General features: G+C 70.4%; 26 protein-coding genes and 1 other RNA gene. 12 read left to right on the forward strand and 15 right to left on the reverse strand.

The features are described from left to right. Positions 1-65 precede the first annotated feature (65 nt). The gene (locus NUG21_RS07800; RefSeq protein WP_263392737.1) at positions 66-1,430 is read left to right on the forward strand and encodes an NAD-dependent succinate-semialdehyde dehydrogenase; all 1,365 of its coding nucleotides are present in this window, start codon (positions 66-68) and stop codon (positions 1,428-1,430) included. Between the two features lie 143 nt (positions 1,431-1,573). Here NUG21_RS07800 and NUG21_RS07805 read toward each other — a convergent pair whose 3' ends face one another. The 9 genes from NUG21_RS07805 to NUG21_RS07845 form a co-directional block, all read right to left on the reverse strand. After that, the gene (locus tag NUG21_RS07805; protein ID WP_019797394.1) at positions 1,574-2,569 is read right to left on the reverse strand and encodes a magnesium and cobalt transport protein CorA; all 996 of its coding nucleotides are present in this window, start codon (positions 2,567-2,569) and stop codon (positions 1,574-1,576) included. Between the two features lie 50 nt (positions 2,570-2,619). Beyond that, positions 2,620-3,918 (reverse strand): lipoprotein N-acyltransferase Lnb domain-containing protein, encoded by a 1,299-nt coding sequence (locus NUG21_RS07810; RefSeq protein WP_263392738.1) that lies wholly within the window; start codon positions 3,916-3,918, stop codon positions 2,620-2,622. Next, on the reverse strand, positions 3,915-4,796 hold the full coding sequence (locus tag NUG21_RS07815) for a CorC family transporter (RefSeq protein ID WP_160945894.1): 882 nt from the start codon (positions 4,794-4,796) through the stop codon (positions 3,915-3,917). Before NUG21_RS07815 ends, NUG21_RS07810 begins: the two co-directional genes overlap by 4 nt. A gap of 111 nt (positions 4,797-4,907) precedes the next feature. After that, positions 4,908-5,471 carry a hypothetical protein gene (locus NUG21_RS07820; protein ID WP_263393056.1) on the reverse strand — a complete coding sequence of 188 codons (564 nt, stop codon included), beginning with the start codon at positions 5,469-5,471 and terminating at the stop codon, positions 4,908-4,910. Between the two features lie 227 nt (positions 5,472-5,698). Continuing rightward, on the reverse strand, positions 5,699-6,184 hold the full coding sequence (ybeY, locus tag NUG21_RS07825) for an rRNA maturation RNase YbeY (RefSeq protein WP_019798395.1): 486 nt from the start codon (positions 6,182-6,184) through the stop codon (positions 5,699-5,701). A gap of 162 nt (positions 6,185-6,346) precedes the next feature. After that, positions 6,347-6,913: a hypothetical protein gene (locus NUG21_RS07830; RefSeq protein ID WP_263392739.1), complete on the reverse strand. Its 567-nt coding sequence runs from the start codon at positions 6,911-6,913 to the stop codon at positions 6,347-6,349. Continuing rightward, positions 6,910-7,896: a PhoH family protein gene (locus NUG21_RS07835; RefSeq protein ID WP_263392740.1), complete on the reverse strand. Its 987-nt coding sequence runs from the start codon at positions 7,894-7,896 to the stop codon at positions 6,910-6,912. The genes NUG21_RS07830 and NUG21_RS07835 overlap by 4 nt, the downstream gene beginning before the upstream one ends. A gap of 352 nt (positions 7,897-8,248) precedes the next feature. Next, a complete protein-coding gene (locus NUG21_RS07840) occupies positions 8,249-8,665 on the reverse strand; it encodes an ACT domain-containing protein (protein ID WP_263392741.1) in 417 nt (138 codons plus the stop codon). Further along, complete coding sequence (locus NUG21_RS07845) at positions 8,662-9,159, reverse strand: OsmC family protein (protein WP_263392742.1); 498 nt, start codon at positions 9,157-9,159, stop codon at positions 8,662-8,664. Before NUG21_RS07845 ends, NUG21_RS07840 begins: the two co-directional genes overlap by 4 nt. A gap of 71 nt (positions 9,160-9,230) precedes the next feature. Between NUG21_RS07845 and NUG21_RS07850 the strand changes: the two genes are divergently transcribed. Then, positions 9,231-9,893, forward strand: a complete 663-nt coding sequence (locus tag NUG21_RS07850; RefSeq protein ID WP_160945899.1) for an ArsR/SmtB family transcription factor — start codon at positions 9,231-9,233, stop codon at positions 9,891-9,893. Here the strand turns inward: NUG21_RS07850 and miaB are convergent. Next, the gene (miaB, locus tag NUG21_RS07855; RefSeq protein WP_019798437.1) at positions 9,890-11,317 is read right to left on the reverse strand and encodes a tRNA (N6-isopentenyl adenosine(37)-C2)-methylthiotransferase MiaB; all 1,428 of its coding nucleotides are present in this window, start codon (positions 11,315-11,317) and stop codon (positions 9,890-9,892) included. The genes NUG21_RS07850 and miaB overlap by 4 nt on opposite strands. A gap of 131 nt (positions 11,318-11,448) precedes the next feature. Here miaB and NUG21_RS07860 point away from each other — a divergent pair. Further along, positions 11,449-11,524, forward strand: a non-coding RNA gene (locus tag NUG21_RS07860) — sX9 sRNA. A 4-nt stretch (positions 11,525-11,528) separates the two neighbouring features. On the opposite strand, the gene NUG21_RS07865 is transcribed toward NUG21_RS07860, so the two are convergent. Continuing rightward, the gene (locus NUG21_RS07865) at positions 11,529-12,146 is read right to left on the reverse strand and encodes a glutathione S-transferase family protein (RefSeq protein WP_263392743.1); all 618 of its coding nucleotides are present in this window, start codon (positions 12,144-12,146) and stop codon (positions 11,529-11,531) included. A 76-nt stretch (positions 12,147-12,222) separates the two neighbouring features. Between NUG21_RS07865 and NUG21_RS07870 the strand changes: the two genes are divergently transcribed. The 7 genes from NUG21_RS07870 to NUG21_RS07900 all read left to right on the forward strand — a co-directional run bounded on the left by NUG21_RS07870 (position 12,223) and on the right by NUG21_RS07900 (position 18,330). Then, positions 12,223-13,221 carry a helix-turn-helix transcriptional regulator gene (locus NUG21_RS07870; protein WP_263392744.1) on the forward strand — a complete coding sequence of 333 codons (999 nt, stop codon included), beginning with the start codon at positions 12,223-12,225 and terminating at the stop codon, positions 13,219-13,221. A gap of 66 nt (positions 13,222-13,287) precedes the next feature. Then, complete coding sequence (locus NUG21_RS07875) at positions 13,288-14,238, forward strand: lytic transglycosylase domain-containing protein (RefSeq protein WP_263392745.1); 951 nt, start codon at positions 13,288-13,290, stop codon at positions 14,236-14,238. Positions 14,239-14,384: 146 nt separating this feature from the next. Continuing rightward, the gene (gene petA / locus NUG21_RS07880) at positions 14,385-15,014 is read left to right on the forward strand and encodes a ubiquinol-cytochrome c reductase iron-sulfur subunit (protein ID WP_019796225.1); all 630 of its coding nucleotides are present in this window, start codon (positions 14,385-14,387) and stop codon (positions 15,012-15,014) included. Positions 15,015-15,017: 3 nt separating this feature from the next. Continuing rightward, positions 15,018-16,280 carry a cytochrome b gene (locus NUG21_RS07885; protein WP_019796224.1) on the forward strand — a complete coding sequence of 421 codons (1,263 nt, stop codon included), beginning with the start codon at positions 15,018-15,020 and terminating at the stop codon, positions 16,278-16,280. Then, entirely contained in the window at positions 16,273-17,019 is a 747-nt protein-coding gene (locus NUG21_RS07890; RefSeq protein WP_019796223.1) for a cytochrome c1, read from the forward strand. The genes NUG21_RS07885 and NUG21_RS07890 overlap by 8 nt, the downstream gene beginning before the upstream one ends. Positions 17,020-17,189: 170 nt before the next feature. Continuing rightward, complete coding sequence (locus tag NUG21_RS07895) at positions 17,190-17,825, forward strand: glutathione S-transferase N-terminal domain-containing protein (RefSeq protein ID WP_010342124.1); 636 nt, start codon at positions 17,190-17,192, stop codon at positions 17,823-17,825. Positions 17,826-17,898: 73 nt separating this feature from the next. After that, positions 17,899-18,330, forward strand: coding sequence for a ClpXP protease specificity-enhancing factor (locus NUG21_RS07900; RefSeq protein WP_160945906.1), 432 nt, complete (start codon positions 17,899-17,901; stop codon positions 18,328-18,330). Positions 18,331-18,606: 276 nt separating this feature from the next. On the opposite strand, the gene NUG21_RS07905 is transcribed toward NUG21_RS07900, so the two are convergent. The 4 genes from NUG21_RS07905 to NUG21_RS07920 all read right to left on the reverse strand — a co-directional run bounded on the left by NUG21_RS07905 (position 18,607) and on the right by NUG21_RS07920 (position 21,799). After that, on the reverse strand, positions 18,607-18,951 hold the full coding sequence (locus tag NUG21_RS07905; RefSeq protein WP_019797482.1) for a DUF3301 domain-containing protein: 345 nt from the start codon (positions 18,949-18,951) through the stop codon (positions 18,607-18,609). A gap of 289 nt (positions 18,952-19,240) precedes the next feature. Further along, positions 19,241-20,353, reverse strand: coding sequence for a DUF2272 domain-containing protein (locus NUG21_RS07910; RefSeq protein WP_263392746.1), 1,113 nt, complete (start codon positions 20,351-20,353; stop codon positions 19,241-19,243). A 301-nt stretch (positions 20,354-20,654) separates the two neighbouring features. Next, positions 20,655-21,533 carry a carboxylating nicotinate-nucleotide diphosphorylase gene (gene nadC, locus NUG21_RS07915; RefSeq protein WP_263392747.1) on the reverse strand — a complete coding sequence of 293 codons (879 nt, stop codon included), beginning with the start codon at positions 21,531-21,533 and terminating at the stop codon, positions 20,655-20,657. Next, positions 21,530-21,799, reverse strand: coding sequence for a Trm112 family protein (locus NUG21_RS07920; RefSeq protein WP_010342118.1), 270 nt, complete (start codon positions 21,797-21,799; stop codon positions 21,530-21,532). Before NUG21_RS07920 ends, nadC begins: the two co-directional genes overlap by 4 nt. A gap of 58 nt (positions 21,800-21,857) precedes the next feature. On the opposite strand from NUG21_RS07920, the gene purE reads away from it, so the two are divergent. Both purE and NUG21_RS07930 read left to right on the forward strand, forming a co-directional pair. Further along, a complete protein-coding gene (gene purE, locus NUG21_RS07925) occupies positions 21,858-22,361 on the forward strand; it encodes a 5-(carboxyamino)imidazole ribonucleotide mutase (RefSeq protein ID WP_010342117.1) in 504 nt (167 codons plus the stop codon). Then, complete coding sequence (locus tag NUG21_RS07930) at positions 22,358-23,506, forward strand: 5-(carboxyamino)imidazole ribonucleotide synthase (protein ID WP_263392748.1); 1,149 nt, start codon at positions 22,358-22,360, stop codon at positions 23,504-23,506. Before purE ends, NUG21_RS07930 begins: the two co-directional genes overlap by 4 nt. The last annotated feature ends 20 nt before the right edge of the window (positions 23,507-23,526 follow it).

The raw sequence follows: 23,526 nt of genomic DNA on the forward strand, positions 1-23,526 counted from the left end.
ATCGCCACGCTGCCGCAACCTCCACCGCGCTAGGCTGAGCGGACATTTTTCCAGGAGTCCGCGCGATGCCTTACGACACCGTCAATCCGGCCACCGGCCAGGTCGAATACAGTCTCGAACTGATGGATGCCGCTGCCGTGGAACAGCGGCTGGCCGCCGCCGCGCAGGCATTCCCGAGCTGGGCGGCGACGCCGCTGGAGCAGCGTGGCGCGCTGGTGCGCAAGGTCGGCGCGCAGTTGCGCGAACAGCGCGACGCGATCCAGCGGGTGATGACCGCGGAAATGGGCAAGCTGCGCAAGGAAGCCCTGGCCGAACTCGACAAGTGCGCCGCCGCCTGCGACTACTACGCCGAGCATGCGGCCGAGTACCTGCGCGCGCAGCCGGTGGCCACCGACGCGCAGCGCAGCTACGTGCGTTACGAACCGCTGGGCTGCGTGCTGGCGGTGATGCCGTGGAACTTCCCGATCTGGCAGGTGTTCCGCTTCCTGGCGCCGGCGCTGATGGCCGGCAACGTCGCCCTGCTCAAGCACGCCAGCAACGTGCCGCGCTGCGCCGACGCGATCGACAAGGTGCTCGCCGACGCCGGCCTGCCGGCCGGCGTGTTCGACGTGCTGCACATCGACAACGACCAGGCCGCCGAGGTGCTGCGCGATGCGCGGGTGGCTGCGGTCACCCTGACCGGCAGCGAGCGCGCCGGCCGCTCCATCGCCGCCAACGCCGGTGGGCAGCTGAAGAAGTGCGTGATGGAACTGGGTGGCAGCGATGCCTTCGTGGTGCTGGACGACGCCGACCTCGATGCCACCGTGGCCGCGGCGGTGAAGTCGCGCTTCGACAACGCCGGGCAGACTTGCATCGCGGCCAAGCGCTTCGTGGTGGTGGAGGCGATCGCCGATGAGTTCGTGCGCCGCTTCGTTGCCGCCGCTGCCGAGCGGCGCCTGGGCGACCCGCAGGACGAGGCGACCACGCTGGCGCCGATGGCGCGCCAGGACCTGCGCGACGAACTGCACAAGCAGGTGCAGGCCAGCATCGCCAAGGGCGCCAAGCCGCTGCTGGGGTGCGAACCCGAGCGTGGCAGCCACGCCGGTTACCCGGCGTCGATCCTCGACCACGTGGCGGCAGGCATGCCGGCCTACGACGAGGAACTGTTCGGGCCGGTCGCGGCGATCCTGCGCGTGGCCGACGAGGCGGAGGCCGTGCGCGTGGCCAACGACACCACCTTCGGCCTCGGCGGCAGCGTCTGGACCGCCGACCGCGCCCGCGGCGAACGCGTGGCCTGCCAGCTGCAGTGCGGCGCTGCCTTCGTCAACGCCATCGTCAAGAGCGACGTGCGCCTCCCGTTCGGCGGCATCAAGCGCTCCGGCTTCGGCCGCGAACTGGCCGAGCACGGCATCCACGAGTTCATGAACATCAAGTCGGTGTACGTGGCTTGAGGGCGGGGATTCGGGAGTTGGGATTGGGGATTCGCAAATGCGGATCCCCTCCGCTGATGCATCCCGTGCAACCCAGGCGTTAAACCGTCAGGCGCAGCGCACCCCTTCAACGAATCCCCACTTCCCACTCCCCAATCCTGGCTTCACAGCCATCTTGCCCGCTTGAACGCCACATACAGCGCCACACACACCGCGGCGACACCGCCGACCATCAGCGGGTAGGCCCAGGGCCAGTCCAGTTCCGGCATCTGCTTGAAGTTCATGCCGTACCAACTGGTGATCAGGGTCGGGGCGGCGAGCAGGGCAGCCCAGGCGCCGAGGCGCTTGACCGTCTCGCCTTGCGCCAGGGTGACCAGCGACAGGTTCACGCTCAGCGCGGTGCCGAGCATCTCGCGCAGGGTGTCGATGGCGTCGTTGGTGCGCACCGCGTGGTCGAGCACGTCGCGCACGTACAGCCGCACTTCCTCGGCGATCAGCGGGCCGGGGTGGCGCTTGAGGTGCGCCAGCACGTCCTGCAGCGGCGCCACCGCCAGGCGCATCTGGTTGAGCTCGCGCTTGAGCTCGTACAGGCGGATCGCGGTGTCGCGTCGGTACGACTCGGCGAAGATGTCGGCCTCCAGCCGCTCCAGGCTCTGCCGGAAGGCGTCCAGGATCGGCTGGTAGTTGTCCACCACGTAGTCCAGCACCGCGTACAGCGCGTAGGACGGGCCCAGTTGCATCAGCGACGCCTCGCGTTCCAGCCGCTCGCGCACCGGCGCGTAGGGCAGCGAGGCGCCATGGCGCACGGTCAGCAGGAAGCGCTCGCCGAGGAAGGCGTGGGTTTCGCCATAGACGATGCGCTCGTCGATCACCTGCGCGGTGTGCACCGCCAGGAACAGCGAGTTGCCGAAGGCCTCGACCTTGGGCCGCTGGTGCGCCTTGCGGGTGTCCTCGATCGCCAGTTCGTGCAGCTGGAACTCTTCCTTGAGCTGCTGCAGCACGGCGTCGCCGGGCTCGTACATGCCGACCCAGACGAAGCCGTCGTCGTGGCCGGCCAGCACGTCGCTGATCTGCTCCAGGGCGATGTCGTGGCGACGGCCGTGGCCGTCGTAGTGCACGCAGTTGATGACGCAGGCGGGATTGGCGGTCGCGGAGGCCATGGCGGGATCGGGTTCGGCGCAGGCGCGCGTGCTGAGGTGGCTGGACGGTATCAGGGCTGCGGGCGAGGGCGGGTGAGCGCCCAGGCCAGCGCCGCGTGCACCGGCAGCAACAGCGCGATCCATTGCAGGTTGAACTGCGGCTGCAGCATCGACAGCCAGTGGATCAGCAGCGCGGCGCCGGCCAGGGCCACCACCAGCCACAGCAGCACGTCGAACCAGCGCCCGGGGCGGCGCCCGCGCAGGATCGCCAGCCCGCCGACCAGCAGCGGCAGGCACAGCGGATCCAGCAACAGCAGGTTGCGGTTGCCCCAGGCGGCGCGATGCTCGCTGAAGCCCCACAGATACAGCAGGACCGCACCGCCCAGCGCGCACAGCAGCCAGAACGGCAGCGCCAGCGCGGCCAGCCAGCGCGGCCGGCGGCCCAGCGCGAGCACGCCCGCCGCCGCGGCCAGCCCGACCAGCAGCCAAGGCCACCAGTGCCGCAGCTGTTCCGGCGGTTCCGGCGGCAGCCGCTGCGGCAGCAATTGCTGGCGCGCCTGCACCAGCGGGCGGCCGGCGCTGTTGCGCACCTCGTTCAGGCTCTCGGCCAGGCGCATCGGCACGAAGGCCTCTTCCCAACGCGACAGCGGCTTGTCGGCGTACGGGCCCAGGCCCAGGTCGAAGCCCAGCCACATCCATGGCGCCGGCGAGGCCAGGCGCACCGATTCGCTGCGATAGGTGTTGCCGCGCGAACGGCCGGACAGCTGCGCGTGCAGCGCGCCGCCCATGGCCCGGTCCAGCGCGTCGCGGACCATCGTCGCGCAGTTGGCGGTGTAGTAGTCGTAGCGGTAGCGCGCGTTCTCCGGGCGCGCACGCCAGGCCAGCGCCTGCTGCAGCGCGCGCGCCTGCGCCGGCGCCAGGTCCAGCCACTGGATATCCACGCCGCGGCCGGCTTCGCGGTACTGCTCCAGGTCCTCCTGCAGCGGCAGCGCGACCAGGTAGTAGCGCATGTCGCCGGCGGCGAAGCGGCCGACGAAGCCGGGTTCGCTGGGGTCGAAGAAGCCGAAGTTGTACGAGGTGGCCTGGCCCGTGCGCGGGTCGAGCACCACGATGGCGTCATGGCCGAAGCGCTCGAAGAACACTTCGCCGGGCTGCATCGTGGCCACGCCGATGCGCGGCGCCGGGTCGCTGGCGTCGGCTGCGGCGGTCGCGGCCCCTGGGGGCGGCGTGGGCGTCGGCGCGGCGGCCAGCGGCGGCGGGGCCGCCGGATCCGCGGACGGGGTCTGCGCGAAGGCCAACCCGGCCCACAGCGCCAGCAACATTCCTAGCCAGCACGCCGCGCTGGCGCGCGGCACGGTGCGCGCGCTCAAGCGCCGTCCTGCGCGGCGGGCGGCAGGATGGTGACGTGGAAGGCCTGCACCCGGCGCGCGTCGGCGCGCGCCACGCGGAATGCGAACCGCCCCAGGGTGAGTTCCTCGCCGGTCTCGGGCAGGTGGCCGATCGCCTCGGTGACCAGTCCGCCGACGGTGTCGTAGTCGTCGTCCGGGAAGTCGGCGCCGAAGCGCTCGTTGAAATCCTCGATCGGGGTCAGCGCGTCCACCACGTACTGGCCATCGGCCTGCGCGGCGATCAGGGAGGCCTCGTCCTCGGCGTCGTCATGCTCGTCGTCGATGTCGCCGACGATCTGTTCCAGCACGTCCTCGATGGTGACCAGGCCGGCCACGCCGCCGTACTCGTCGACCACGATCGCCATGTGGTTGCGCGAGAGGCGGAACTCCTTGAGCAGGACGTTGAGCTTCTTCGATTCGGGAATCAGCACCGCCGGGCGCAGCAGTTCGCGCACCGTGCCCGGACCGTGGTCGGCGACCACGCCGCGCAGCAGGTCCTTGGCCAGCAGGATGCCGAGGATGTCGTCCTTGTTCTCGCCGTGCACCGGGAAGCGCGAATGGCCGGATTCGACCACCTGTTTCATCAGGTCGAGGAAGCGCGCCTCCACCGACAGCGACACCATCTGTGCGCGCGACACCATCACGTCGCCGACGGTGAGCTCGGAGACCGACAGCGCGCCCTCCATCATGCGCAGCGTGTCGGCGGCGATCAGGCCATCGTGCTGCGCGTCGCGCAGCACCTCGACCAGATCGTCGCGGGTGTGCGGGTCGCCGGAGAACACCGAGGTCAGGCGTTCCAGCCAGCCGCGGCGCTTTTCGTGGGATTCCGGGGAGGAGCTACTCGGTCCGTCTTCTGACATGTTCTGTGGGTAGGCGCCCGGTCGAACGGGCGGTAACGGCAAGTCTAACAGGGCGGTCGCGACAGCATCGCGACGCCGGCCGCAGGCCGTCGACGGCCTGCCGGTCCGGGTTCAGCCGCCCTTGGGCGGCGTGTGCAGCACGTCCGGCGCCGGCGGCGCGCCCGGCTCCTCGGGCAGATCCAGGCTGTAGCTGCAGCCGGCCAGGGTCTTGCCCGGGTGCGATTTCACCGTGGACACGCTGAGGATGATCGACTCGATCATCGGCTCGCCGGTCTTGGGGTCGCGCACGTCGCGGCTGAGCACTTCGCGGCCGAACATGGCCTTGTCCGGGGTGTCCACCGCCGCTTCCAGGTTCAGGCGCTTGGCCAGCGGCCGCGGGTCGGGCAGGTCCAGGATCGCCATCACGCTGGCGCCGGAAAAGGCGATGCGCTCGCTGCTGTAGCCGAACACCTGGATCGGCCGGGTCAGCGCGTATTCGGTCATGAACAGGTTGGACTGCGGCAGCGGCCGCCAGCCGTGCGCCACCGCCTTCAGCGGATCGGCCAGCAGCGGCGCCAGCGCGGTGAAGTCGGCCACGTGCTGGCGGCATTCCAGCAGCGCCGGCAGATCGATGGGCGGATCGACGGCCGCAGTGGCGGCAGGTGCTGCAGCGGGCGGCGCGGGTGGCGTCGCGATGGCCGCCGCCGGAGCGGCGCAGGCCAGCGCGAGCAGGACGAGCGAGGGACGGATCAACGCACGGAACCTCGAAGGAAAGCGGACTGCGGCGATCGCCGCGCGGCCACGTTACCGCCGGCGCCTGCGCTTGACCAGCACGGGGAGGTGGGCGGCACACCGAACCCCTCTCCCGCCGGGAGAGGGGTTGGGGTGAGGGTCGGTCGTGGCAGAGGGCGTGGGATCTCGGATCAGCGCTCGCCTGCGTAGGGATCGGAGACGCCGAGGTCGGCGAGGATCTCGCGTTCCAGTTGCTCCATCGCCTCGGCCTCCTTATCGTCCTCGTGGTCCCAGCCGAGCAGGTGCAGCACGCCGTGCACGGTCAGGTGCGCGTAGTGCGCGTTGAGCGGCTTGTCCTGTTCGGCGGCTTCGCGTGCCACGACCGGTGCGCAGATCACCAAGTCGCCGAGCAGCGGCAGCTTGACGCCTTTCGGCAGCCCCTCGGGCAGTTCCGCCGGGAAGCTGAGCACGTTGGTGGCGTAGTCCTTGCCGCGGTAGTGCAGATTCAGGGCGCGGCCTTCGCGGTCGTCGACCAGGCGGATCGCCAGGTCGGCCTCGCGGATGCGGCCCTTCAGCGCCGCGGCGACCCATTTGCGGAAACTCGTCGCCGCCGGCAGCCCGGCACGGGGCAGGGCGTAGCTGACGCCGACATCGAGGCGGACGGGACCTTTGGTCATGGCAGACGGCCGAGTACAGCGGTGGGGGGCACAGTATCGCGCGAGCGACGGCTCAGGGCGACCTTGCGTCCTCGGCGCTGAGGCGGGCTTGCCTCGCACCAGCGTTCCCGCATGCGCGGCGCGACCGAACCGCACAGGTGGTCGGTGTGCGCGGTGTGCGGCTCAGGTCACGCAGGCGACCAGGAACAGCAACGGGGTCTTTTCGTCGTCGACGCGGTAGGCCACGCTGCCCATCGGGCCTCGCTGGCACTGCAGATTGTCGCGCCGGATCTCCACCGTGGCGGCGAAGCGCGCCGAGGCCGGGAGCCATACCGCGGCCTGGCCGTGTGCGAGCAGATCGCCGACCAGGTACAGGCTGTCGGCCGGCACTTGCTTATAGGCCAGCGCATTGCAGCCGAAGCGGTCGCGCGTCACGCCGGCGGCGTCGGCCGCATCGAGCAGGGCTTGGGCCCGGGTGCCGGCGATCCAGGCCAGGCGCCGCGCTTCGTCGTCGTGTGGCGCGGTCGGCGCGGCGCGGGCGATGGCTGCCGCGCGTTCGAGGACGTCGCGCGGCAGGCCGATGACGGCGCTGTCCTGCACGATCGACACGCACGGCGCGGTCAGCGATTGCGCCAGGGCGACGCGGTGCGGCGCCGGATCCTGCGCCGGCGTCCGCTCGGGCGTGTGGCCGCCGGCACTGCCGGCGACGCCGAGCAGCGTTCCCAGCAGCGCCGGCCATGTGCGGATCACGCCGACGGGCCGCTGGCGCGGTCGACGACGTCGCGCTTCTCGTAGGCGTTCACGATGCGCGCCACCAGCGGATGCCGGACCACGTCGCGCGCCTCGAAGAAGGTGAAGCTGACCCCGTCCACCTCGTGCAGCACCTCGATGGCATCGCGCAGGCCGGACTTGACGTGCTTGGGCAGGTCGATCTGGGTCAGGTCGCCGGTGACCACGGCGGTGCTGCCGAAGCCGAGGCGGGTCAGGAACATCTTCATCTGCTCGATGGTCGTGTTCTGCGCTTCGTCCAGGATCACGTAGGCGTCGTTGAGAGTGCGTCCGCGCATGTACGCCAGCGGCGCGATCTCGATGACGTTCTTCTCCAGCAGCTTGACCACCTTCTCCACGCCCAGCATCTCGTACAGGGCGTCGTACAGCGGGCGCAGGTAGGGGTCGACCTTCTGGCTGAGGTCGCCGGGCAGAAAGCCCAGCTTCTCGCCGGCTTCCACCGCCGGGCGCACCAGGATCAGCCGTTGCACCCGCGATTCGTTCAGCGCTTCCACCGCGCTGGCCACGGCCAGGAAGGTCTTGCCGGTGCCGGCCGGGCCGATGCCGAAGTTGATGTCGTGGGTGGCGATCTGGTGCAGGTACTTGGCCTGGTTGGCGCCGCGGCCGCGCACCGTGCCGCGCTTGACCTTGATCGCCACCTCCTGCGGTTGGTAGGCGCGCTGCGCCACCTGGTCGACATTGGACTGGCTGAGCCGCAGGTGGATTTCCTGGTCGTCGAAGACGACGTGGTCGGCCTCGGCGTACAGCGCCTGCAGCAGCCGCTCGGCCGCCGCCACCGCCTGCTCCGGCCCGGTCACCCGGTACACGTTGCCGCGGTTGGAGATCTCCACGCCCAGGCGCAGTTCGATCTGCCGCAGGTGCGCGTCGAACGGACCGGCCAGGTTGGCCAGGCGTTCGGTGTCGGCGGGATCCAGGGTGAAGTCGCGTTGCGCAGGGGTGGTCATGGCGGGCGCACGCCGCCAGCGGCAGCGTCGAAAACGAGGGGCGCAAAGGGTAGCGCGCAGCGCGTAGCCGGGCCAGTGAAGGGCGCGCGGCGACGGCGTCGGCGTGTGCACGCCGGCGCGATCGAATGCGCCCTGCGGGCCTGTGAGCGCCCCGCCGCGACCCGCACGACGCGGCGATGGCAACGTTGTCCACAACGGATGTGGATCGATTATCCGAAAGCCTGTGGACAACCGAGCGAACGCCTTGCCACGCAAGGCGCCGCCCTGTGGTGGCGAAAAAAACCGCAGCCATCCGGCCGGCGCCTCGCGCATGGCCGCGGCGTGCGGGCCTTTCGGAAGGTCGCGGCGGGCCTTATCGCTGCGCACCGTCGCGGCGCGCGGCACGGGTCCGCATCCACGCGTCCGCGATCGCCCGTGCGCCGGCAGGATCGTCCACCACCAGCACCAGCTGACCGTGGTGATCGCTGTACTGCACGGCGATGTCGATGCCGGCGGCGCCCAGCAGGCCAGTCAGCAGGCCGAGTTGTCCCGGCGTTTCCTGGTCCAGGCGCAGCAGCACCACGGGGCGCTCGGCGGCGACGCGAATGCCGTGCGCCTGCAGCGTGTCGCGCACCGGTGCGGCAGCATCGAACAGGAAGTGCGCGACCGCGTGGCCCTCCACGCGCCATGCGCCGCCGCCTTCGATGCTGATGCCGGCCGCGCCCAGTGCCTGGGCCATCGCCGCCAGTGCGCCGGGGCGATCGTCGAGATGGATCTCCACGTCCTTCATTGCAGCGTCTCCGCCGGCGCCTCGCCGTGCACGACCGTCGCCTCGCAGCGCACCGCCACCGCGCAGCTGTTGGCGATGAAGCACTGCGCGTGCGCCTGTGCGTGCAGCGCGTGCGCACGGGTCGCATCGCCGTCCGCGGCAATGGTCACCCGCGGCGCCAGCGCCACCTCGCGGAAGCGTCCGCCCCGGCCGGGACGCAGCTCCAGCCAGCCCTGCGCCTGGTCGTCGTAGGCCAGCACCCGGATGCCGGCATGTGCGCACAGCGCCAGGTAGGTGAGCATGTGGCAGGCGGCGAGGGCGCCGACGAACAGGTCTTCCGGATTGTGCAGCGCCGGGTCGCCACGGAATGCGGGATCGGCGCTGCCGGCCAGTGGCGGTTTGCCGGGAACCTGCAGGGTGTAGTCGCGGCCGTAGCCGGCGTAGTCGGCGGTGCCGCCGCCGCGGTTGCCGGTCCAGTGCAGCTGCGAAGCGTAGTGGTGGAGCGTGTCGGTCATGGTGCCTGCCTCGTGTGGGAGCAGGCACGGTAGGCGCCAGCGTGGCGCCATGCTTCGTCTAGAATCGAAGCATGAGCGAAGCCACGCCGCTGTCCCGTGTCGCCTTCCTGCTGGGCGACGCCGCGCGCAGCCGCATGCTGGCGGCGTTGATGGGCGGACAGGCACGTACCGCCACGGAACTGGCCCTGGATGGCGGGGTCGCACCGTCCACCGCCAGCCGGCATCTGACGCAGCTGGTCGAGGCCGGCCTGCTCGCGGTGGTGCGCCAAGGCCGGCATCGCTATTTCCGCGTGGCCGATGCGCAGGTTGCCGCGGCGGTCGAGGCGATGATGGGACTCGCGCCGCCACAGACCCGGCGGGTCGGCCCGGCGGATCCCGGCCTGCGCCGGGCGCGGGTGTGCTACGACCATCTTGCCGGCGAGCTGGCGATCCGCTGGCGCCAGCAGATGGAGACGCGCGGGTACCTGCTGTGCAGCGACGGCATGGTCCTGAGCGCGTCGGGCGTGGCCTGGTGCGCGGCGATCGGCATCGACGTGGCGGCCTTGCGCGGCTCCCGGCGGCCGCTGTGCCGGCCGTGCCTGGACTGGAGCGAGCGTCGCGACCACGTCGCCGGCGCGCTGGGCAGTGCCTTGCTCGCGCATCTCCTCGGCACCGGCCTGGCGCGGCGGGTGCCGGATTCGCGGGCCGTGCAGATCGGCGCGCGCGGCGAACGGTTCCTCAGCGCGCTCGACTAAGCCGTGCCCACTCGGGCCGCGGCGTCGTCCTCGGCCAAGTGCAGGCGGCCGCGCAGCGAGTTGCTCAGCGCCTCGGTGATCGTCACATCGACGAACTGGCCGATCAGGCGCGGGTGGCCGGGGAAGTTCACCGAGCGCATGTTCTCGGTCTTGCCGGTCAGCTCGGCCGGGTTCTTCTTCGACGGACCTTCCACCAGCACGGTCTGCACGCTGCCGATCATGCCCTGCGAGATCTGCTGCGCATGCGCGTTGATGTGCGCCTGCAGCCGCGCCAGCCGCGCGTGCTTGACCGCCTCGGGGGTGTCGTCTTCCAGGTCGGCGGCGGGCGTGCCCGGGCGCCGCGAATAGATGAAGGAGAAGCTCTGGTCGAAGCCCACGTCCTCGATCAGCTTCATGGTCTTGTCGAAGTCGGCGTCGCTCTCGCCGGGAAAACCGACGATGAAGTCCGAACTGATCGAGATGTCCGGACGCACCGCGCGCAGCTTGCGGATCTTCTGCTTGAACTCCAGCGCGGTGTAGCCGCGCTTCATCGCGCTGAGGATGCGGTCGCTGCCGGCCTGCACCGGCAGGTGCAGGTAGTTGGCCAGCTGCGGCACGTCGCGGTAGGCCTCCACCAGCGAGTCGCTGAACTCCAGCGGATGCGAGGTGGTGAAGCGGATGCGGCCGATGCCCTCGATCTGCGCGATGCTGCGGATCAGCAGGCCCAGGTCGGCATGTTGCGCTTCCTCGCCGGCCTCGGCGTCGGCGTAGGGGCCGCGGTAGGCGTTGACGTTCTGGCCGAGCAGGTTGATCTCGCGCACGCCCTGCGCGGCCAGTTGCGCCACTTCCACCAGCACGTCCTCGAACGGCCGGCTGATCTCCTCGCCGCGGGTGTAGGGCACTACGCAGAACGAGCAGTACTTGGAGCAGCCTTCCATGATCGACACGAAGGCCGACGGGCCTTCGGCGCGCGGCTCCGGCAGGCGGTCGAACTTCTCGACTTCGGGGAAGCTGATGTCCACCTGCGACTTGCCCGATTCGCGCCGCGCGCGGATCAGCTCCGGCAGCCGGTGCAGGGTCTGCGGGCCGAACACCAGGTCCACGTAGGGCGCGCGCTTGACGATGGCCTCGCCTTCCTGCGACGCCACGCAGCCGCCAACGCCGATGATCACCGGCTTGCCGCCGGCCTTCAGCGCCTTCCAGCGGCCGAGCTGGCTGAACACCTTCTCCTGCGCCTTCTCGCGGATCGAGCAGGTGTTGACCAGGACCACGTCCGCTTCTTCGGGGTTGTCGGTCAGTTCCAGACCTTCGGACGCGGCGAGCACGTCGGCCATCTTGGCCGAGTCGTACTCGTTCATCTGGCAACCGTGGGTCTTGATGTACAGCTTGCCGCGCACCGGCGCGGGTGCGGCGGCGGGCAGGGGATGCAGGACGGTCCCGGGCATGGCGCTTAATCCAGGCGGGTGGAAAGGAAGCCGGCTAGTTTACCCGTGCCGGCGCGCGGGCGCAGGTCTAAGCGTGGCCGACAAACTACTGCGCAGCCGCCAGGCGGGCGCGGACGGTGCCCGGAATCCTCATGTGCCACACGTACACTGCGGTTTCTCCGCGCCGTCCGCACCCACCTGGCAACTGCGCGCGACGTTGTGTCAGCCACGCTTAACTCGCTGCGGCATCCACCGCCAGCGCGCGCTGTACCGCCGGCCGCTCGGCCATCCGCGCGGCGTAGGCGCGGGTCGGCGCCGGCGAATCGAGCAGGCCGAACTGCAGCATCCAGCCCAGCGCGCTGCCCCACAGCACGTCGGCCGCGCTGCAGCGCGCGCCGAGCAGGTAGTCGCCGCGCGCCAGTTGCGCGTCCACCACGGCCAGCACGGTGTCGCAGTCGGCATAGGGCGACATCGCCCGCGGCGGCGGTTCGCGCTTGAGCGCGCGGTCGACCAGCGCCGGTTCGAAGCAGGCGCCGTAGAACGCCAGCCAGCGCAGATAGGGGCCACGCAGCGGGTCGCCGATCGGTGGCGCCAGTCCGGCTTCGGGATACAGGTCGGCCAGGTAGGGGTAGATCGCGCCCTGCTCGGTGACCACCGCGCCGGCGTGCACGATCGCCGGCACCTTGCCCATCGGGTTGATTGCCAGGTACTCCGGCGTCAGTTGCGCCTGCCGCGCGAAGTCGATGCGCTCGATGGCGTAGTCGGCGCCCAATTCCTCGAGCAGGATCAGCACGCCGCGCGAGCGCGACTGCGGATTGTGGAACAACGTGATGTGGCGGTCGGCGGTCATGGGCGGCTCCTGGCTGATCGGTGCGGACAGCCTAGACCCCATTGCGGACAGATCTTGTCCGCAATAGCGTGTGCCGATGTCCTCGCCCGCCGCCCGCCTGTTGCGCCTGATCGCCCTGCTGCAGACGCGCCGGCTGTGGTCCGGCGCCGAGCTGGCCGAGCGGCTGGGCGTGGACCGGCGCAGCCTGCGCCGCGACGTGGAGCGGCTGCGCGCGCTGGGCTACGCGGTGGAGGCGGCGGCCGGGGTGGGCGGCGGCTACCGGCTGGCCGCCGGCGCGCAGATGCTGCCGCTGCTGTTCGAGGAGGACGAGGCGGTGGCGGTCGCGGTGGCGCTGCGCGCCGCCTGCGCCAGCATGGCCGGCCTGGAGGACACCGCGGTGCGGGTACTGGCCAAGCTCGAACCGCTGCTGCCGGCGCGGGTGCGCCAGCGCGCCGAGGCCTTGCAGGGCGCGACCCTGGCGCTGGGCCAGGACCCGCTGCGGCCGGACACGCGGGTGCTGATCGGCGTCGCCAGCGCCTGCCGCGACCGGCGCCTGCTTGGTTTCGCCTACCGCGACCACCGCGGCCGCATCAGCCAACGCCTGGTCGAACCCTTGCGCCTGGTCAACGCCGGGCGCCGCTGGTACCTGCTGGCCTGGGACCGCGATCGCGCCGACTGGCGCACCTTCCGCGCCGAGCGCATCGCCGCACCCTTGCAGCTTGGTGCGGCGGTGGCGTTGCGCCTGCCGCCGCAGGATGCGGCGACCATGGTCGACGCGGCGATCCGCTACAGCCCGCAGGCGCTGGGCTACGCCCTGAGCGTGCGGCTGCGCGGCAGCGCCGCCGACCTCGGCGCACGCATTCCGCTGTGGTGCGGCACCCTGCAGGACGAGGCCGACGGCTATTGCCGGCTGTCGCTGCTGGCCGACGCGGTGCCGTGGCTGGCCGCGCAGTTGCTGACCATCGGCGTGCCGTTCGCCGACCTGGAGGCCACGCCTGAGGTGCGGGCGGCGCTGCGCGGGGTGCTGAACGCGTTGCTGGAGCAGGTGCCGGCGCCCGTGCCTGCGGAACAGGTGCCTGGACCTGCCGCCGCCTAGGTCGCCATGCCGTCCTGGGGTGGCGCGCACTTGGCAAGCGTCGGGGAAGTTGGGACACTCGCCGCAATGAAGGGGATGCTGTGGCTCCTGGGGCTGGGACTCGCCACGTTGACGGCTGCGCCGGCCAGCGCCGGCACCCTGTACAAGTGCACCGGCAGCGACGGCGTGCCCAGCTACGGCAGCAAGCGCGTGTCCGGCGCCAACTGCAGCGTGATCGGCCGCTACACCCCCGATCGCCGCGCCGCGCGTGCCACACCGGCCCCGGCCAGGGCCGGCACCGAGCGGCCGCCCAGCCGCGGCGTCATCGCCACCGCCGGCACCGTGGCGCCGGCGACCTTGATCAGCGCACAGGTGGCCGCGCCGGCCCCGGTCACCGCCAACGCCGTGCCCAACCGGGTCGCACCGGTGCCGCCCAGCAACAGCGGGGCGCCACGCCGCCTGGTCAGCGGCCAGCTGTACTCGTACATGAAGGACGGCGTGCGCCACTACACCAGTGCGCGCCCGACCCAGGTCGCCAATCTCGGCGCGGTGCGCACCATCCGCTACAGCTTCATGGAGACCTGCTACGCCTGCGCCAACCCCGGGGTCAACTTCGGTGCGGTGCGCCTGAACACCACCGCCTACCAGAGCGAGATCGCCGCGGCCGCACGCGAGTACGGCGTCGACGAGGCCGTGGTGCGCGCCATCATCCATGCCGAATCCGCCTACAACCCGATGGCGCTCAGCCGCGCCGGCGCGCAGGGGCTGATGCAGCTGATGCCGCCGACCGCGCGCCGCTTCGGCGTCAGCGATTCGTATGATGCAGCGCAAAACATTCGCGGCGGCGTGCAGTACCTGGCGTGGCTGCTGAAGCGCTTCAACGGCAATCTCAGTCTGGCCGCGGCTGGCTACAACGCCGGCGAAGGCGCGGTAGACAAACACGGCGGGGTGCCGCCGTACAGCGAGACCCAACGCTACGTGCAACGGGTGGGCGTGCTCGCCGAGCGCTATCGCGGCGTGCTGGCGACCGCGCATTGAGCCTGTCCGCGGCCTTGGCGCGGGCGTTTCGGACTCCATTGTCGACGCGTTAAGGGTTCCGCTACACTGCAGTGGATTCAGTGCGGCTCGACCCCCACCGAGCTGCTGGCAGCCTCACGCTACCCAATCACAGATCGGAGTGCCGGATGGCCAACGATGGGGTCAACGATTCTGTAAATGCAGGACGCCGCCGCTTTCTCACCGCCACCACGTCCGTCGTGGGCGCGGTCGGCGCGGGGTTCGTCGCGGTTCCTTTCATCAAGTCCTGGAATCCGAGCGCAAAGGCCAAGCTGGCCGGCGCGCCGGTCACCGCCGACATCAGCGCGCTGCAGGAAGGCCAGCGCCTGATCCTCGAGTGGCGCGGCCAGCCGATCTGGATCGTCAAGCGCTCCAAGGCGATGCTCGATGCGTTGCCGTCGCTGGACGGCCGGCTCAAGGATCCGGAGTCCACCAACAAGGACCAGCAGCCGGACTACGTGCTGAAGAACCCCGAGTACCGCTCGATCAAGCCCGACGTCTCGGTGCTGGTCGGCCTGTGCACGCACCTGGGCTGCTCGCCGGAAATGGTCGCCGAGATCCGCCCCGAACCCTACGACCCCGACTGGAAGGGCGGCTATTTCTGCCCCTGCCACAAGTCGCGCTTCGACATGTCCGGCCGCGTGTTCCAGGGCGTGCCGGCGCCGATCAACCTGTTGGTGCCGCCGCACCACTACCAGGACGACAACACGCTGGTGATCGGCGTGGATCCGGGCGCATCCGCGAAGGGAGGGGCGTAAGTCATGGCCGACAACATCCTCACCCGCACCGCGGGCAACGTGTTCGACTGGGTCAACGAGCGCGCCCCCGGGCTGATGCCGTTCTACCGCAAGCACGTCAGCGAGTACTACGCGCCCAAGAACTTCAACCTCTGGTACTACTTCGGTTCGCTGGCGCTGGTGGTGCTGGTCAACCAGATCGTCACCGGCATCTTCCTGACGATGCACTACAAGACCAGCGCGGCCGAGGCGTTCAACTCGGTCGAGTACATCATGCGCGACGTCGAGTGGGGCTGGCTGATCCGCTACATGCACTCCACCGGCGCCTCGCTGTTCTTCATCGTGGTGTACCTGCACATGTTCCGCGGGCTGATGTACGGCAGCTACAAGAAGCCGCGCGAGCTGGTGTGGATCCTGGGCATGCTGATCTACCTGGTGCTGATGGCCGAAGCCTTCATGGGCTACGTGCTGCCCTGGGGGCAGATGTCGTTCTGGGGCGCGAAGGTGATCATCTCGCTGTTCGGCGCGATCCCGGTGATCGGCAACGGCCTGACCGAGTGGATCATGGGCGACTACCTGCCGTCCGACGCCACCCTCAACCGCTTCTTCGCCCTGCACGTGATCGCGCTGCCGCTGGTGCTGCTGTTGCTGGTGGTGCTGCACCTGGGCGCGCTGCACGAAGTCGGCTCCAACAATCCCGACGGCGTGGAGATCAAGAAGGGGCCCAAGGGCAATCGCTGGAACGCCAACAAGCCGGCCGACGGCATCCCGTTCCATCCGTACTACACGGTCAAGGACATGGTCGGCGTCGGCTTCCTGCTGATGATCGGCGCCTTCATCATCTTCTTCGCGCCCGGCTTCGGCGGTCTGTTCCTGGAGCACGACAACTTCACCGAGGCCAACCGCCTGGTGACGCCGGAGCACATCAAGCCGGTCTGGTACTACACCCCGTACTACGCGATGTTGCGGGTGGTGCCGAACAAGCTCGGCGGCGTGCTGGTGATGTTCTCGGCGATCGCGATCCTGTTCCTGGTGCCGTGGCTGGACCGTGCCAAGGTCAAGTCGATCCGCTACCGCGGCTGGATCTCGCGGGTGATGCTGGGGGTGCTGGCGGTGTGCTTCGTCTGGCTCGGCGTGATCGGCTCCGGTCCCGGCACCGAGATCATCGAGACCTATATCGGCCGCGTGCTGACCGTGCTGTATTTCGCCTTCTTCCTGACGATGCCGATATGGACCTCGCTGGATCGAACCAAGCCGGTGCCGGAGCGGGTGAGCAGCCATGACTAAGCGCCTGATCGCTGTGCTCGCCGGCTTCGCCTCGGCGCTGCTGCTGTCCGCCTCGGCCATGGCGGCCGAGGGCGGCGCCACCCTGCAGGCCGGCAACGACCTGGGCGACCGCGCCTCGCTGCAACGCGGCGCCAAGCTGTTCATGAACTACTGTTCCGGCTGCCATTCGCTCAAGTACCTGCGCTACCAGCGCATGGCCGAGGATCTGGGGCTGAGCGAGGACGAGGTGATGCACAACCTCAACTTCACCGGCACCAAGATCGGCGAGCACATCGAGACGGCGATGCCGCACGATGCGGCGGCCAAGTGGTTCGGCAAGGCGCCGCCGGACCTGAGCCTGATCGCCCGCGTGCGCGGCACCGACTGGGTCTACACCTACCTCAAGTCGTTCTACCTCGACCAATCGCGGCCATTGGGCTGGAACAACAAGCTGTTCGCCAACGCCTCCATGCCCAATCCGCTGTGGGACCTGCAGGGCCTGCAGCAGCCGGTCTACGGCAAGGCCGAGCAGCCGGGCGTGGACAAGCCGGTGGAGCGGCTGCAGCTGGCCACGCCGGGCAAGCAGAGCCCGGTCGAGTTCGACCAGACGGTGCGCGACATCAGCAATTTCCTCGAGTACGCCAGCGAGCCGGCGGCGCTCAAGCGGCAGAGCCTGGGCGTGTGGGTGGTGCTGTTCCTGGCGCTGCTGACCTTCCTGGCCTATCTGCTGAAGAAGGAATACTGGAAGGACGTGCATTGAGCGCCGGCCGTTTCGGCCGCGCCCCGGCTGCACCGTTGCTGAGCCGATCCCCTGTTCATCCTATTGGCTTTTGTGAGCGAGGGTTGCACACTCAGGGGCCGTGACGACCGTCCGCAATGTGCGGGCGGCGTCGATGCGGCCGGCGGATTCCGGCCGTCGGAGAGCCTTGAATGGCGGCGAGTTTGCGCATGCGAAATACCTTGACGTTGTTTTCCTCCACGGATGATGTCCTGTGCCACCGCGTCCGCCTGGTGCTCGCGGCCAAGGGCGTGACCTACGATTTCGTGGCGGTGGATCCGCAGAATCCGCCGGAAGACCTGATCGACCTGAATCCCTACCACTCGGTGCCGACGCTGGTGGAGCGCGAGCTGGTGCTGTACGCCGCCTCGGTGGTCAGCGAGTACCTGGACGAGCGCTACCCGCATCCGCCGCTGATGCCGGTCGATCCGCTCTCGCGCGCGCGGCTGCGCCTGGCGATGCTGCGCATCGAGCACGACTGGGTGCCTCAGGTGCAGGCGATCCAGCTCGGCAACAAGGCCCAGGCCGAAGCCGGGCGCAAGCGCCTGAAGGAACTGCTGACCGCCTCGGTGCCGCTGTTCAAGGCCAGCAAGTTCTTCCTCAATCCGGAGATGAGCCTGGCCGATTGCGCGATGGCGCCGATCATCTGGCGCCTGCAGGCGCTGGACATCCCGCTGCCGAAGGACGGCAAGGCGATCGAGGATTACGGCAACCGCATCTTCCGCAATCCGGGGTTCATCCGCAGCCTGACCGACCAGGAAAAGAAACTGCGCGACCTGCCGGCATGATGCTGTCCGCCGCGCGGTCCTCGCTGTCTTTGGAACTGTACCGGCGTTGCGCGCCGGCACGTAGAATGGGCGCATGAGCGACGACACTTCCCGCATGACCAGCCATCGCCCGTACCTGCTGCGGGCGCTGGTGGAATGGATCAACGACAACGGCATGACCCCGCACATCCTGGTGGATGCGGGCCTGCCCGGCGTGCAGGTGCCGCCGAGCGCGGTCAAGGACGGGCGGGTGGTGCTGAACATCGCCGAGCGCGCGGTGGTGCGTCTGCAGATCGACAACGACGGGGTCAGCTTCACCGCCCGCTTCGGCGGCGTCAGCTACCCGGTACAGGTGCCGATGGCCGCGGTGCTGGCTGTCTATGCACGCGAGACCGGGCAGGGCATGGCGTTGCCGGACGACATTCACGGCGCCAGCGAGCCGCCGGGCGACGACACCCCGCCACCGCCGCGGCCGGGCGGTTCCGACGACGCCGGCAAGCGCCCGCGCCTGCGCGTGGTCAAGTAAGCAGGCAATGCGCGGCCTCGGTGGCCGCGCGCGGTACCCGTGTCTTGGTGTTTCCGCTATGCGCGCATCGCGCACGGCGTTCTGGCGTAGGAGCGGCTTCAGCCGCAACAGCCGTGACCGGTCACGCCGCCGCGGCTGAAGCCGCTCCTACGACAGGCGGATAGATCCCAGCAGTCGCGGTCCATTTCGAGGTGGCATGGCGGAACGGTTGCGCGCCGCCTTTGCCGCTGCATGAGAGGCCACACGTCATCGCTGCGCAGCCGTGGTGCATGGCCCTCAGTCGCGCTGCGCGCGGACGTCCTGCAGGCTGCTTACGCTGGCCACCGACGGCCCGGTGAACGCGATCAGCTGATCGCCGAGCAGCACCAGGCGCCCGCTGTGGCGGTCGGTGCCGTCGTAGGAATAGTCGAAGCGGAAGCTGCGCTCGAAGCCGAGCCAGCCGCTGGGCAGCCGCCGCAGGCGCAGGCCGGTGCCATGCACGCTCTGGTCCAGCCATTGCACGTCGGCGGCCTTGCAGGCATTGCGGCCGAGGATTTCGGCGCGTTCGGCGGCGGCACGCGAGGCGTTCCAGAACGCGAACACCGCCGCGCCGGCGATCATCAACAGGATCAGGCTGGGCATGGCGCCACTGTAGCGATGCGTCGGTAGGGGGGCAATCTGGTGTGGGGCTGGGATTCGGGATTCGGGATTGGGGATTGGCAGGTGGGTCGGTGGCTGCAGGGGCGATGCACTGCCGGGGCGATGCCGCGTCAGCGCACCTGCGGGGGCTTCGGGGCACCGAGCCGAAGGGTTTTGGCAACCACCATCCTGCCGAGCAAAGGTTGCACGGCGCGTCGATCGCGCAGGTGCGCATCCGCGCGAATCCTGTTTTGGAGGCGGCGACGTCGTGGTTGGACGCTGTGTCGCAGTTCTAGGATTGTGGCTCGGTCTTGGGCGCGTCTTTGCTGGGCGCGGCGGGTTGTGGCGGCGCAGGCACTGCGGCGGGCGCCGGTGGCGGGGGCGGCACGTTCGGGGCGGTGGGCGGTGCTGCAGGCGTGCCGGGTGCCGCGCTTGCTGGAGTCGCGGTCGCCGGCGTGATCGGCACTGCAGCAGGAGCGGTGGGCAGGGTCGGCGGCAGCAGCTGCGCCTGCGGTTGCAGCTTCAGCAGGGCCGACCAGTCCTGGCGGTTGAAGTCGCACAGTTCCTCGTGGCCAGGCGTGCATTCGAGCGCGGCGCCTTCGTCGTTCTGGTCCTGCGCCAGCGGCGCGTCCAGTTGCAGGCGCCCGCTGCGGTCCAGCTTGAGCTTGCGCATGGTCACCGCGTTGAACACGTTGCCGCCGATCAGGTACAGGGTCTGGTCGCCGCCGACGTTGGCCGCGACCACGATGTCGCAATGCGATTCCCAGGGCAGCGGGCGGCCGCGTGCCAGCGCCTCGCGCAGGCCGGCGGCGCCGACCGGCTGCCGGCGGCCGCGCAGGAAGCACAGCAGGTCGCCGGGAGCGGGTTTTTCCTGCTGCGGGTCGGCGAAGCGATAGGGCAGGCCGTCGGCGCCGGCCTGGTAGGCGGCGCGGATGTAGTCGATGTGGCGGATCGAGGTGTGGAAGCCGGCCACGCCGGCGCGCACCATCACGTAGGACACGAAGGCCGCCGACCACGGGTTGTCGACGAGGAAGGCGCGGCAGTCGTTCTCGCGGTAGCGCGACCCGTCCAGCTGCTGGCAGCTTTCGGCGCCGTCGAACCGTCCCATCGCGCCCAGCGTGCCGCTGTCGCGCCAGTACGCGGCCACACGCTGCCAGGCTTCGATGCCGTCGTCGGCGAGGTCGGCGCGTTCGGCCTCGGTGACGCGCAGGCCGGTGAGGCGGCCGTCGCGATCGATGAACGGGCGCCACCACAGCCGGTGTTCGTTGCAGGCGGTGCGCACGATCGCCACCGCCGCCGGGGTCAGGCCGAAACGCGGCGGCAGATCGCAGACTTCCGCGGCCGCGGCGCGGCCTGCGGGAAACAGGGCGGCGACACACAGCAGCGCGAACCAGGGGCGGAACATCGGCGAACTCGGCGGGCAGGAGGAGCGCGCAGCGTCGCAGAGCGGCGTTGGCGAGGCCGTGAAGTGTGGGGCGCGGCGTGCGGGCCGAGGGCAGGTGGTGGTGTCCCACTGGTGGCGGTGGTGGCCGGCGTAAGGGCGCTACGCAGCCGCCCCCCGTGTCTTGGCCTGCGCTGCCCAGCGACGGGCCTCATCCAGCCAGGCTGGAAGCATCGACGTCGGCGCCGTGGGTACGCCAGGTGGGTCCACCTCCGCCACCGGCATGGGATGGGCCACCCGGCGCCGCTGCGGCGCGGCGTCGTCGCTATTGCGGCGGCGGGCCGAGTTTCAGCGACAGATCCACGGCCTGCACGTGCTTGGTCAGCGCGCCGATGGAGATGCAGTCGACGCCGTCCTCCGCGATCGCGCGCACCGCCTCCAGGTCGACGCCGCCGGAGACTTCCAGCGGGATCGCGCGGTGGAACGGTGCGGCCGCGGCGATCGCCACCGCGGCGCGGCGCTGTTCCGCGGTGAAGTCGTCGATCAGGATGCGGTCGCAGCCGGCCTGCAGTGCCTCGCGCAGTTGCTCCAGGGTTTCCACCTCGACCACCAGCGGCAGCGCCGGCCACTGCGCGCGCGCGGCGGCCACTGCCGCGGACAGCGAGCCGGCGGCATGGATGTGGTTTTCCTTCAGCATCACCGTGTCGTACAGGCCGATGCGGTGGTTGCTGCCGCCACCGCAGCGCACCGCGTACTTCTGCGCCAGGCGCAGGCCGGGCAGGGTCTTGCGCGTATCCAGGATGCGCGCGCCGGTGCCGGCGACCGCGGCCACGCAGGCGGCGGTGGCGGTAGCGGTGGCCGACAGGGTCTGCAGGAAGTTCAGCGAGGTGCGCTCGGCGCTGACCAGGGCGCGGCTGCGCCCGTGCAGCAGGGCCAGCACGGTGCCGGCGGCCACGTGCTGGCCTTCGGCCACCTGCCAGTCGATCCTGACCTGCGGATCCAGCGCCTGATGGCAGGCGTCGAACCAAGGGCGGCCGGCGATCACCGCGTTCTGCTTGCAAAGCAGGTAGGCGCTGTCGGCGCGGTCGGGCAACAGCGCGGCGGTGACGTCGCCGCTGCCGAGGTCCTCGGCCAGCGCGCGCGCGACGTCGGCGGCGATCAGCTCCGCGGCGGGCGCCTGCGGCGGCGCCGTGTCGCGGCTCATTTGGCCGGGAAGTCGGCGAGCTGGGCGGTGCCGATGGCTTCTTCGGCCAGCAGCACCGGAATGCCGTCGTCGACGCGGAACACCTGCTTGCGGTCGCGGGTGATCAGGGCTTCGCGTAGCGGTTGCGCCTGCGCGCTGCCATCGGCGCGCTGCACGCCGCCGGCGGCGATGGCGCGGTTCAGCGCCTCCAGGCCGCGCGCCTCCAGCAGCGCCAGCGGTTGGCGGGTGTCGGGCGAGCACAGCAGGTCGAGCAGTTTGCGGTCCATCCGGTCTTCGTCTTGCGTGGAAGACGGCTAGAATACGTCTTTAAGGCAGGGGACGGCCATGACCTCCAAGCAAACCGCGCCGCTCGTCGGCATCGTGATGGGTTCCCGCTCCGACTGGGAGACCATGCAGCATGCAGCGCAGAAACTCGATGCGCTGGGCGTGCCCTATGAAGTGAAGGTGGTGTCGGCGCACCGCACCCCCGACGTGTTGTTCTCCTATGCCGAGCAAGCGGCCGGGCGCGGCCTGCGTGCGATCGTGGCCGGTGCCGGCGGTGCTGCGCATCTGCCGGGCATGCTGGCGGCCAAGACCGCGGTGCCGGTGCTGGGCGTGCCGGTGCAGTCCAAGGCCCTCAACGGCATGGACTCGTTGCTGTCGATCGTGCAGATGCCGGCCGGCATCCCCGTGGCCACCTTCGCGATCGGCAACGCCGGCGCGGCCAACGCCGCGCTGTTCGCCGCGGCCATGCTGGCGCACGACCACGCCGAGATCGGCACCGCGCTGGGCGACTTCCGCCAGCGCCAGACCGACGACGTGATGGCCAAGGACGATCCGCGCCAATGACCACCGTCGGCATTCTGGGCGCGGGGCAGTTGGCGCGCATGATGGCGGTGGCCGGTGTGCCGCTGGGCCTGCGCTTCGCGCTGCTGGATCCGGCGGCCGATGCCTGCGCCGGGCAAGTCGCGCCGCTGCGGGTCGGCGACTATGCCGACCAGGCGGCGCTGGCCGCGTTCGCCGACGCGGTCGACGTGGCGACCTTCGATTTCGAGAACGTGCCGGCGGACAGCGCCGCCGCCCTGGCCGGGCAGGTGCCGGTGTTCCCGAGTCCGGATGCGCTGGCCGTGGCGCAGGACCGCCTGGCCGAGAAGACCCTGTTCCGCGAGCTCGGCATCCCGGTGCCGGCGTTCGCCGCGATCGACACCCGCGCCGATCTGGACGCGGCGCTGGCGCAGGTCGGCACGCCATGCATCCTCAAGACCCGCCGGCTCGGCTACGACGGCAAGGGCCAGTTCCGCATCGCCTCCGCCGCCGATGCCGATGCGGCCTGGGAGGCGCTGGGCGCGCAGGCGGCCAGCGTGGGCCTGATCGCCGAGGCGTTCGTGCCGTTCCAGCGCGAGGTCAGCGTGGTGGCGGTGCGTGGCCGCGACGGCGAATTTCGCACCTGGCCGCTGACCGAGAACTGGCACGTGCATGGCGTGCTCTCGGCCAGCCTGGCGCCGGCGCAGGCCGATGCCGCGCTGGAGCAGGCGGCGGTGGCGCATGCACACGCCCTGGCCGAGCGCCTGCAGTACGTGGGCGTGTTCGCGCTGGAACTGTTCTGCCGCGACGGCGAACTGCTGGCCAACGAGATGGCCCCGCGCGTGCACAACTCCGGCCACTGGACCATCGAAGGCGCGGAGACCTCGCAGTTCGAGAATCACCTGCGTGCGGTGCTGGGGCTGCCGCTCGGGTCCACCCGGATGCGCGGCCATGCCTGCATGCTCAACTGGATCGGTGCGATGCCCGACGCCGCGCCGGTGCTGGCGCAGCCCGGCGGGCATTGGCACGACTACGGCAAGGAGCCGCGCGAGGGCCGCAAGGTCGGCCACGCCACCCTGCGCGAGGACACGCCGGAGGCGCTGGCGCAGGCTCTGCAGACGGTGGGCGCGCAACTGCAGCGCGACGCCCAGGTGACCCCGGTGATCGCCGCCCTGCGCGGCCAGCGCTGAACCAAGAGACCCAGGTCACG

Origin of the sequence: Xanthomonas sp. CFBP 8445, from assembly GCF_025666235.1 — a bacterium.
Lineage (GTDB): Bacteria > Pseudomonadota > Gammaproteobacteria > Xanthomonadales > Xanthomonadaceae > Xanthomonas_A > Xanthomonas_A indica.

What these genes read in the sequence shown, in the direction of transcription:
- NUG21_RS07870 (WP_263392744.1), top strand. Translation starts at nt 12,223, where the DNA reads ATGTCCTCGCCCGCCGCCCGCCTGTTGCGCCTGATCGCCCTGCTGCAG.
- NUG21_RS07800 (WP_263392737.1), top strand. Translation starts at nt 66, where the DNA reads ATGCCTTACGACACCGTCAATCCGGCCACCGGCCAGGTCGAATACAGT.
- NUG21_RS07905 (WP_019797482.1), bottom strand. Translation starts at nt 18,951, where the DNA reads ATGCCCAGCCTGATCCTGTTGATGATCGCCGGCGCGGCGGTGTTCGCG.
- NUG21_RS07875 (WP_263392745.1), top strand. Translation starts at nt 13,288, where the DNA reads ATGAAGGGGATGCTGTGGCTCCTGGGGCTGGGACTCGCCACGTTGACG.
- NUG21_RS07815 (WP_160945894.1), bottom strand. Translation starts at nt 4,796, where the DNA reads ATGTCAGAAGACGGACCGAGTAGCTCCTCCCCGGAATCCCACGAAAAG.
- NUG21_RS07910 (WP_263392746.1), bottom strand. Translation starts at nt 20,353, where the DNA reads ATGTTCCGCCCCTGGTTCGCGCTGCTGTGTGTCGCCGCCCTGTTTCCC.
- NUG21_RS07920 (WP_010342118.1), bottom strand. Translation starts at nt 21,799, where the DNA reads ATGGACCGCAAACTGCTCGACCTGCTGTGCTCGCCCGACACCCGCCAA.
- NUG21_RS07930 (WP_263392748.1), top strand. Translation starts at nt 22,358, where the DNA reads ATGACCACCGTCGGCATTCTGGGCGCGGGGCAGTTGGCGCGCATGATG.
- NUG21_RS07895 (WP_010342124.1), top strand. Translation starts at nt 17,190, where the DNA reads ATGGCGGCGAGTTTGCGCATGCGAAATACCTTGACGTTGTTTTCCTCC.
- NUG21_RS07900 (WP_160945906.1), top strand. Translation starts at nt 17,899, where the DNA reads ATGAGCGACGACACTTCCCGCATGACCAGCCATCGCCCGTACCTGCTG.
- NUG21_RS07835 (WP_263392740.1), bottom strand. Translation starts at nt 7,896, where the DNA reads ATGACCACCCCTGCGCAACGCGACTTCACCCTGGATCCCGCCGACACC.
- miaB (WP_019798437.1), bottom strand. Translation starts at nt 11,317, where the DNA reads ATGCCCGGGACCGTCCTGCATCCCCTGCCCGCCGCCGCACCCGCGCCG.
- NUG21_RS07885 (WP_019796224.1), top strand. Translation starts at nt 15,018, where the DNA reads ATGGCCGACAACATCCTCACCCGCACCGCGGGCAACGTGTTCGACTGG.
- nadC (WP_263392747.1), bottom strand. Translation starts at nt 21,533, where the DNA reads ATGAGCCGCGACACGGCGCCGCCGCAGGCGCCCGCCGCGGAGCTGATC.
- purE (WP_010342117.1), top strand. Translation starts at nt 21,858, where the DNA reads ATGACCTCCAAGCAAACCGCGCCGCTCGTCGGCATCGTGATGGGTTCC.
- NUG21_RS07850 (WP_160945899.1), top strand. Translation starts at nt 9,231, where the DNA reads ATGAGCGAAGCCACGCCGCTGTCCCGTGTCGCCTTCCTGCTGGGCGAC.
- petA (WP_019796225.1), top strand. Translation starts at nt 14,385, where the DNA reads ATGGCCAACGATGGGGTCAACGATTCTGTAAATGCAGGACGCCGCCGC.
- NUG21_RS07865 (WP_263392743.1), bottom strand. Translation starts at nt 12,146, where the DNA reads ATGACCGCCGACCGCCACATCACGTTGTTCCACAATCCGCAGTCGCGC.
- NUG21_RS07845 (WP_263392742.1), bottom strand. Translation starts at nt 9,159, where the DNA reads ATGACCGACACGCTCCACCACTACGCTTCGCAGCTGCACTGGACCGGC.
- NUG21_RS07805 (WP_019797394.1), bottom strand. Translation starts at nt 2,569, where the DNA reads ATGGCCTCCGCGACCGCCAATCCCGCCTGCGTCATCAACTGCGTGCAC.
- ybeY (WP_019798395.1), bottom strand. Translation starts at nt 6,184, where the DNA reads ATGACCAAAGGTCCCGTCCGCCTCGATGTCGGCGTCAGCTACGCCCTG.
- NUG21_RS07840 (WP_263392741.1), bottom strand. Translation starts at nt 8,665, where the DNA reads ATGAAGGACGTGGAGATCCATCTCGACGATCGCCCCGGCGCACTGGCG.
- NUG21_RS07890 (WP_019796223.1), top strand. Translation starts at nt 16,273, where the DNA reads ATGACTAAGCGCCTGATCGCTGTGCTCGCCGGCTTCGCCTCGGCGCTG.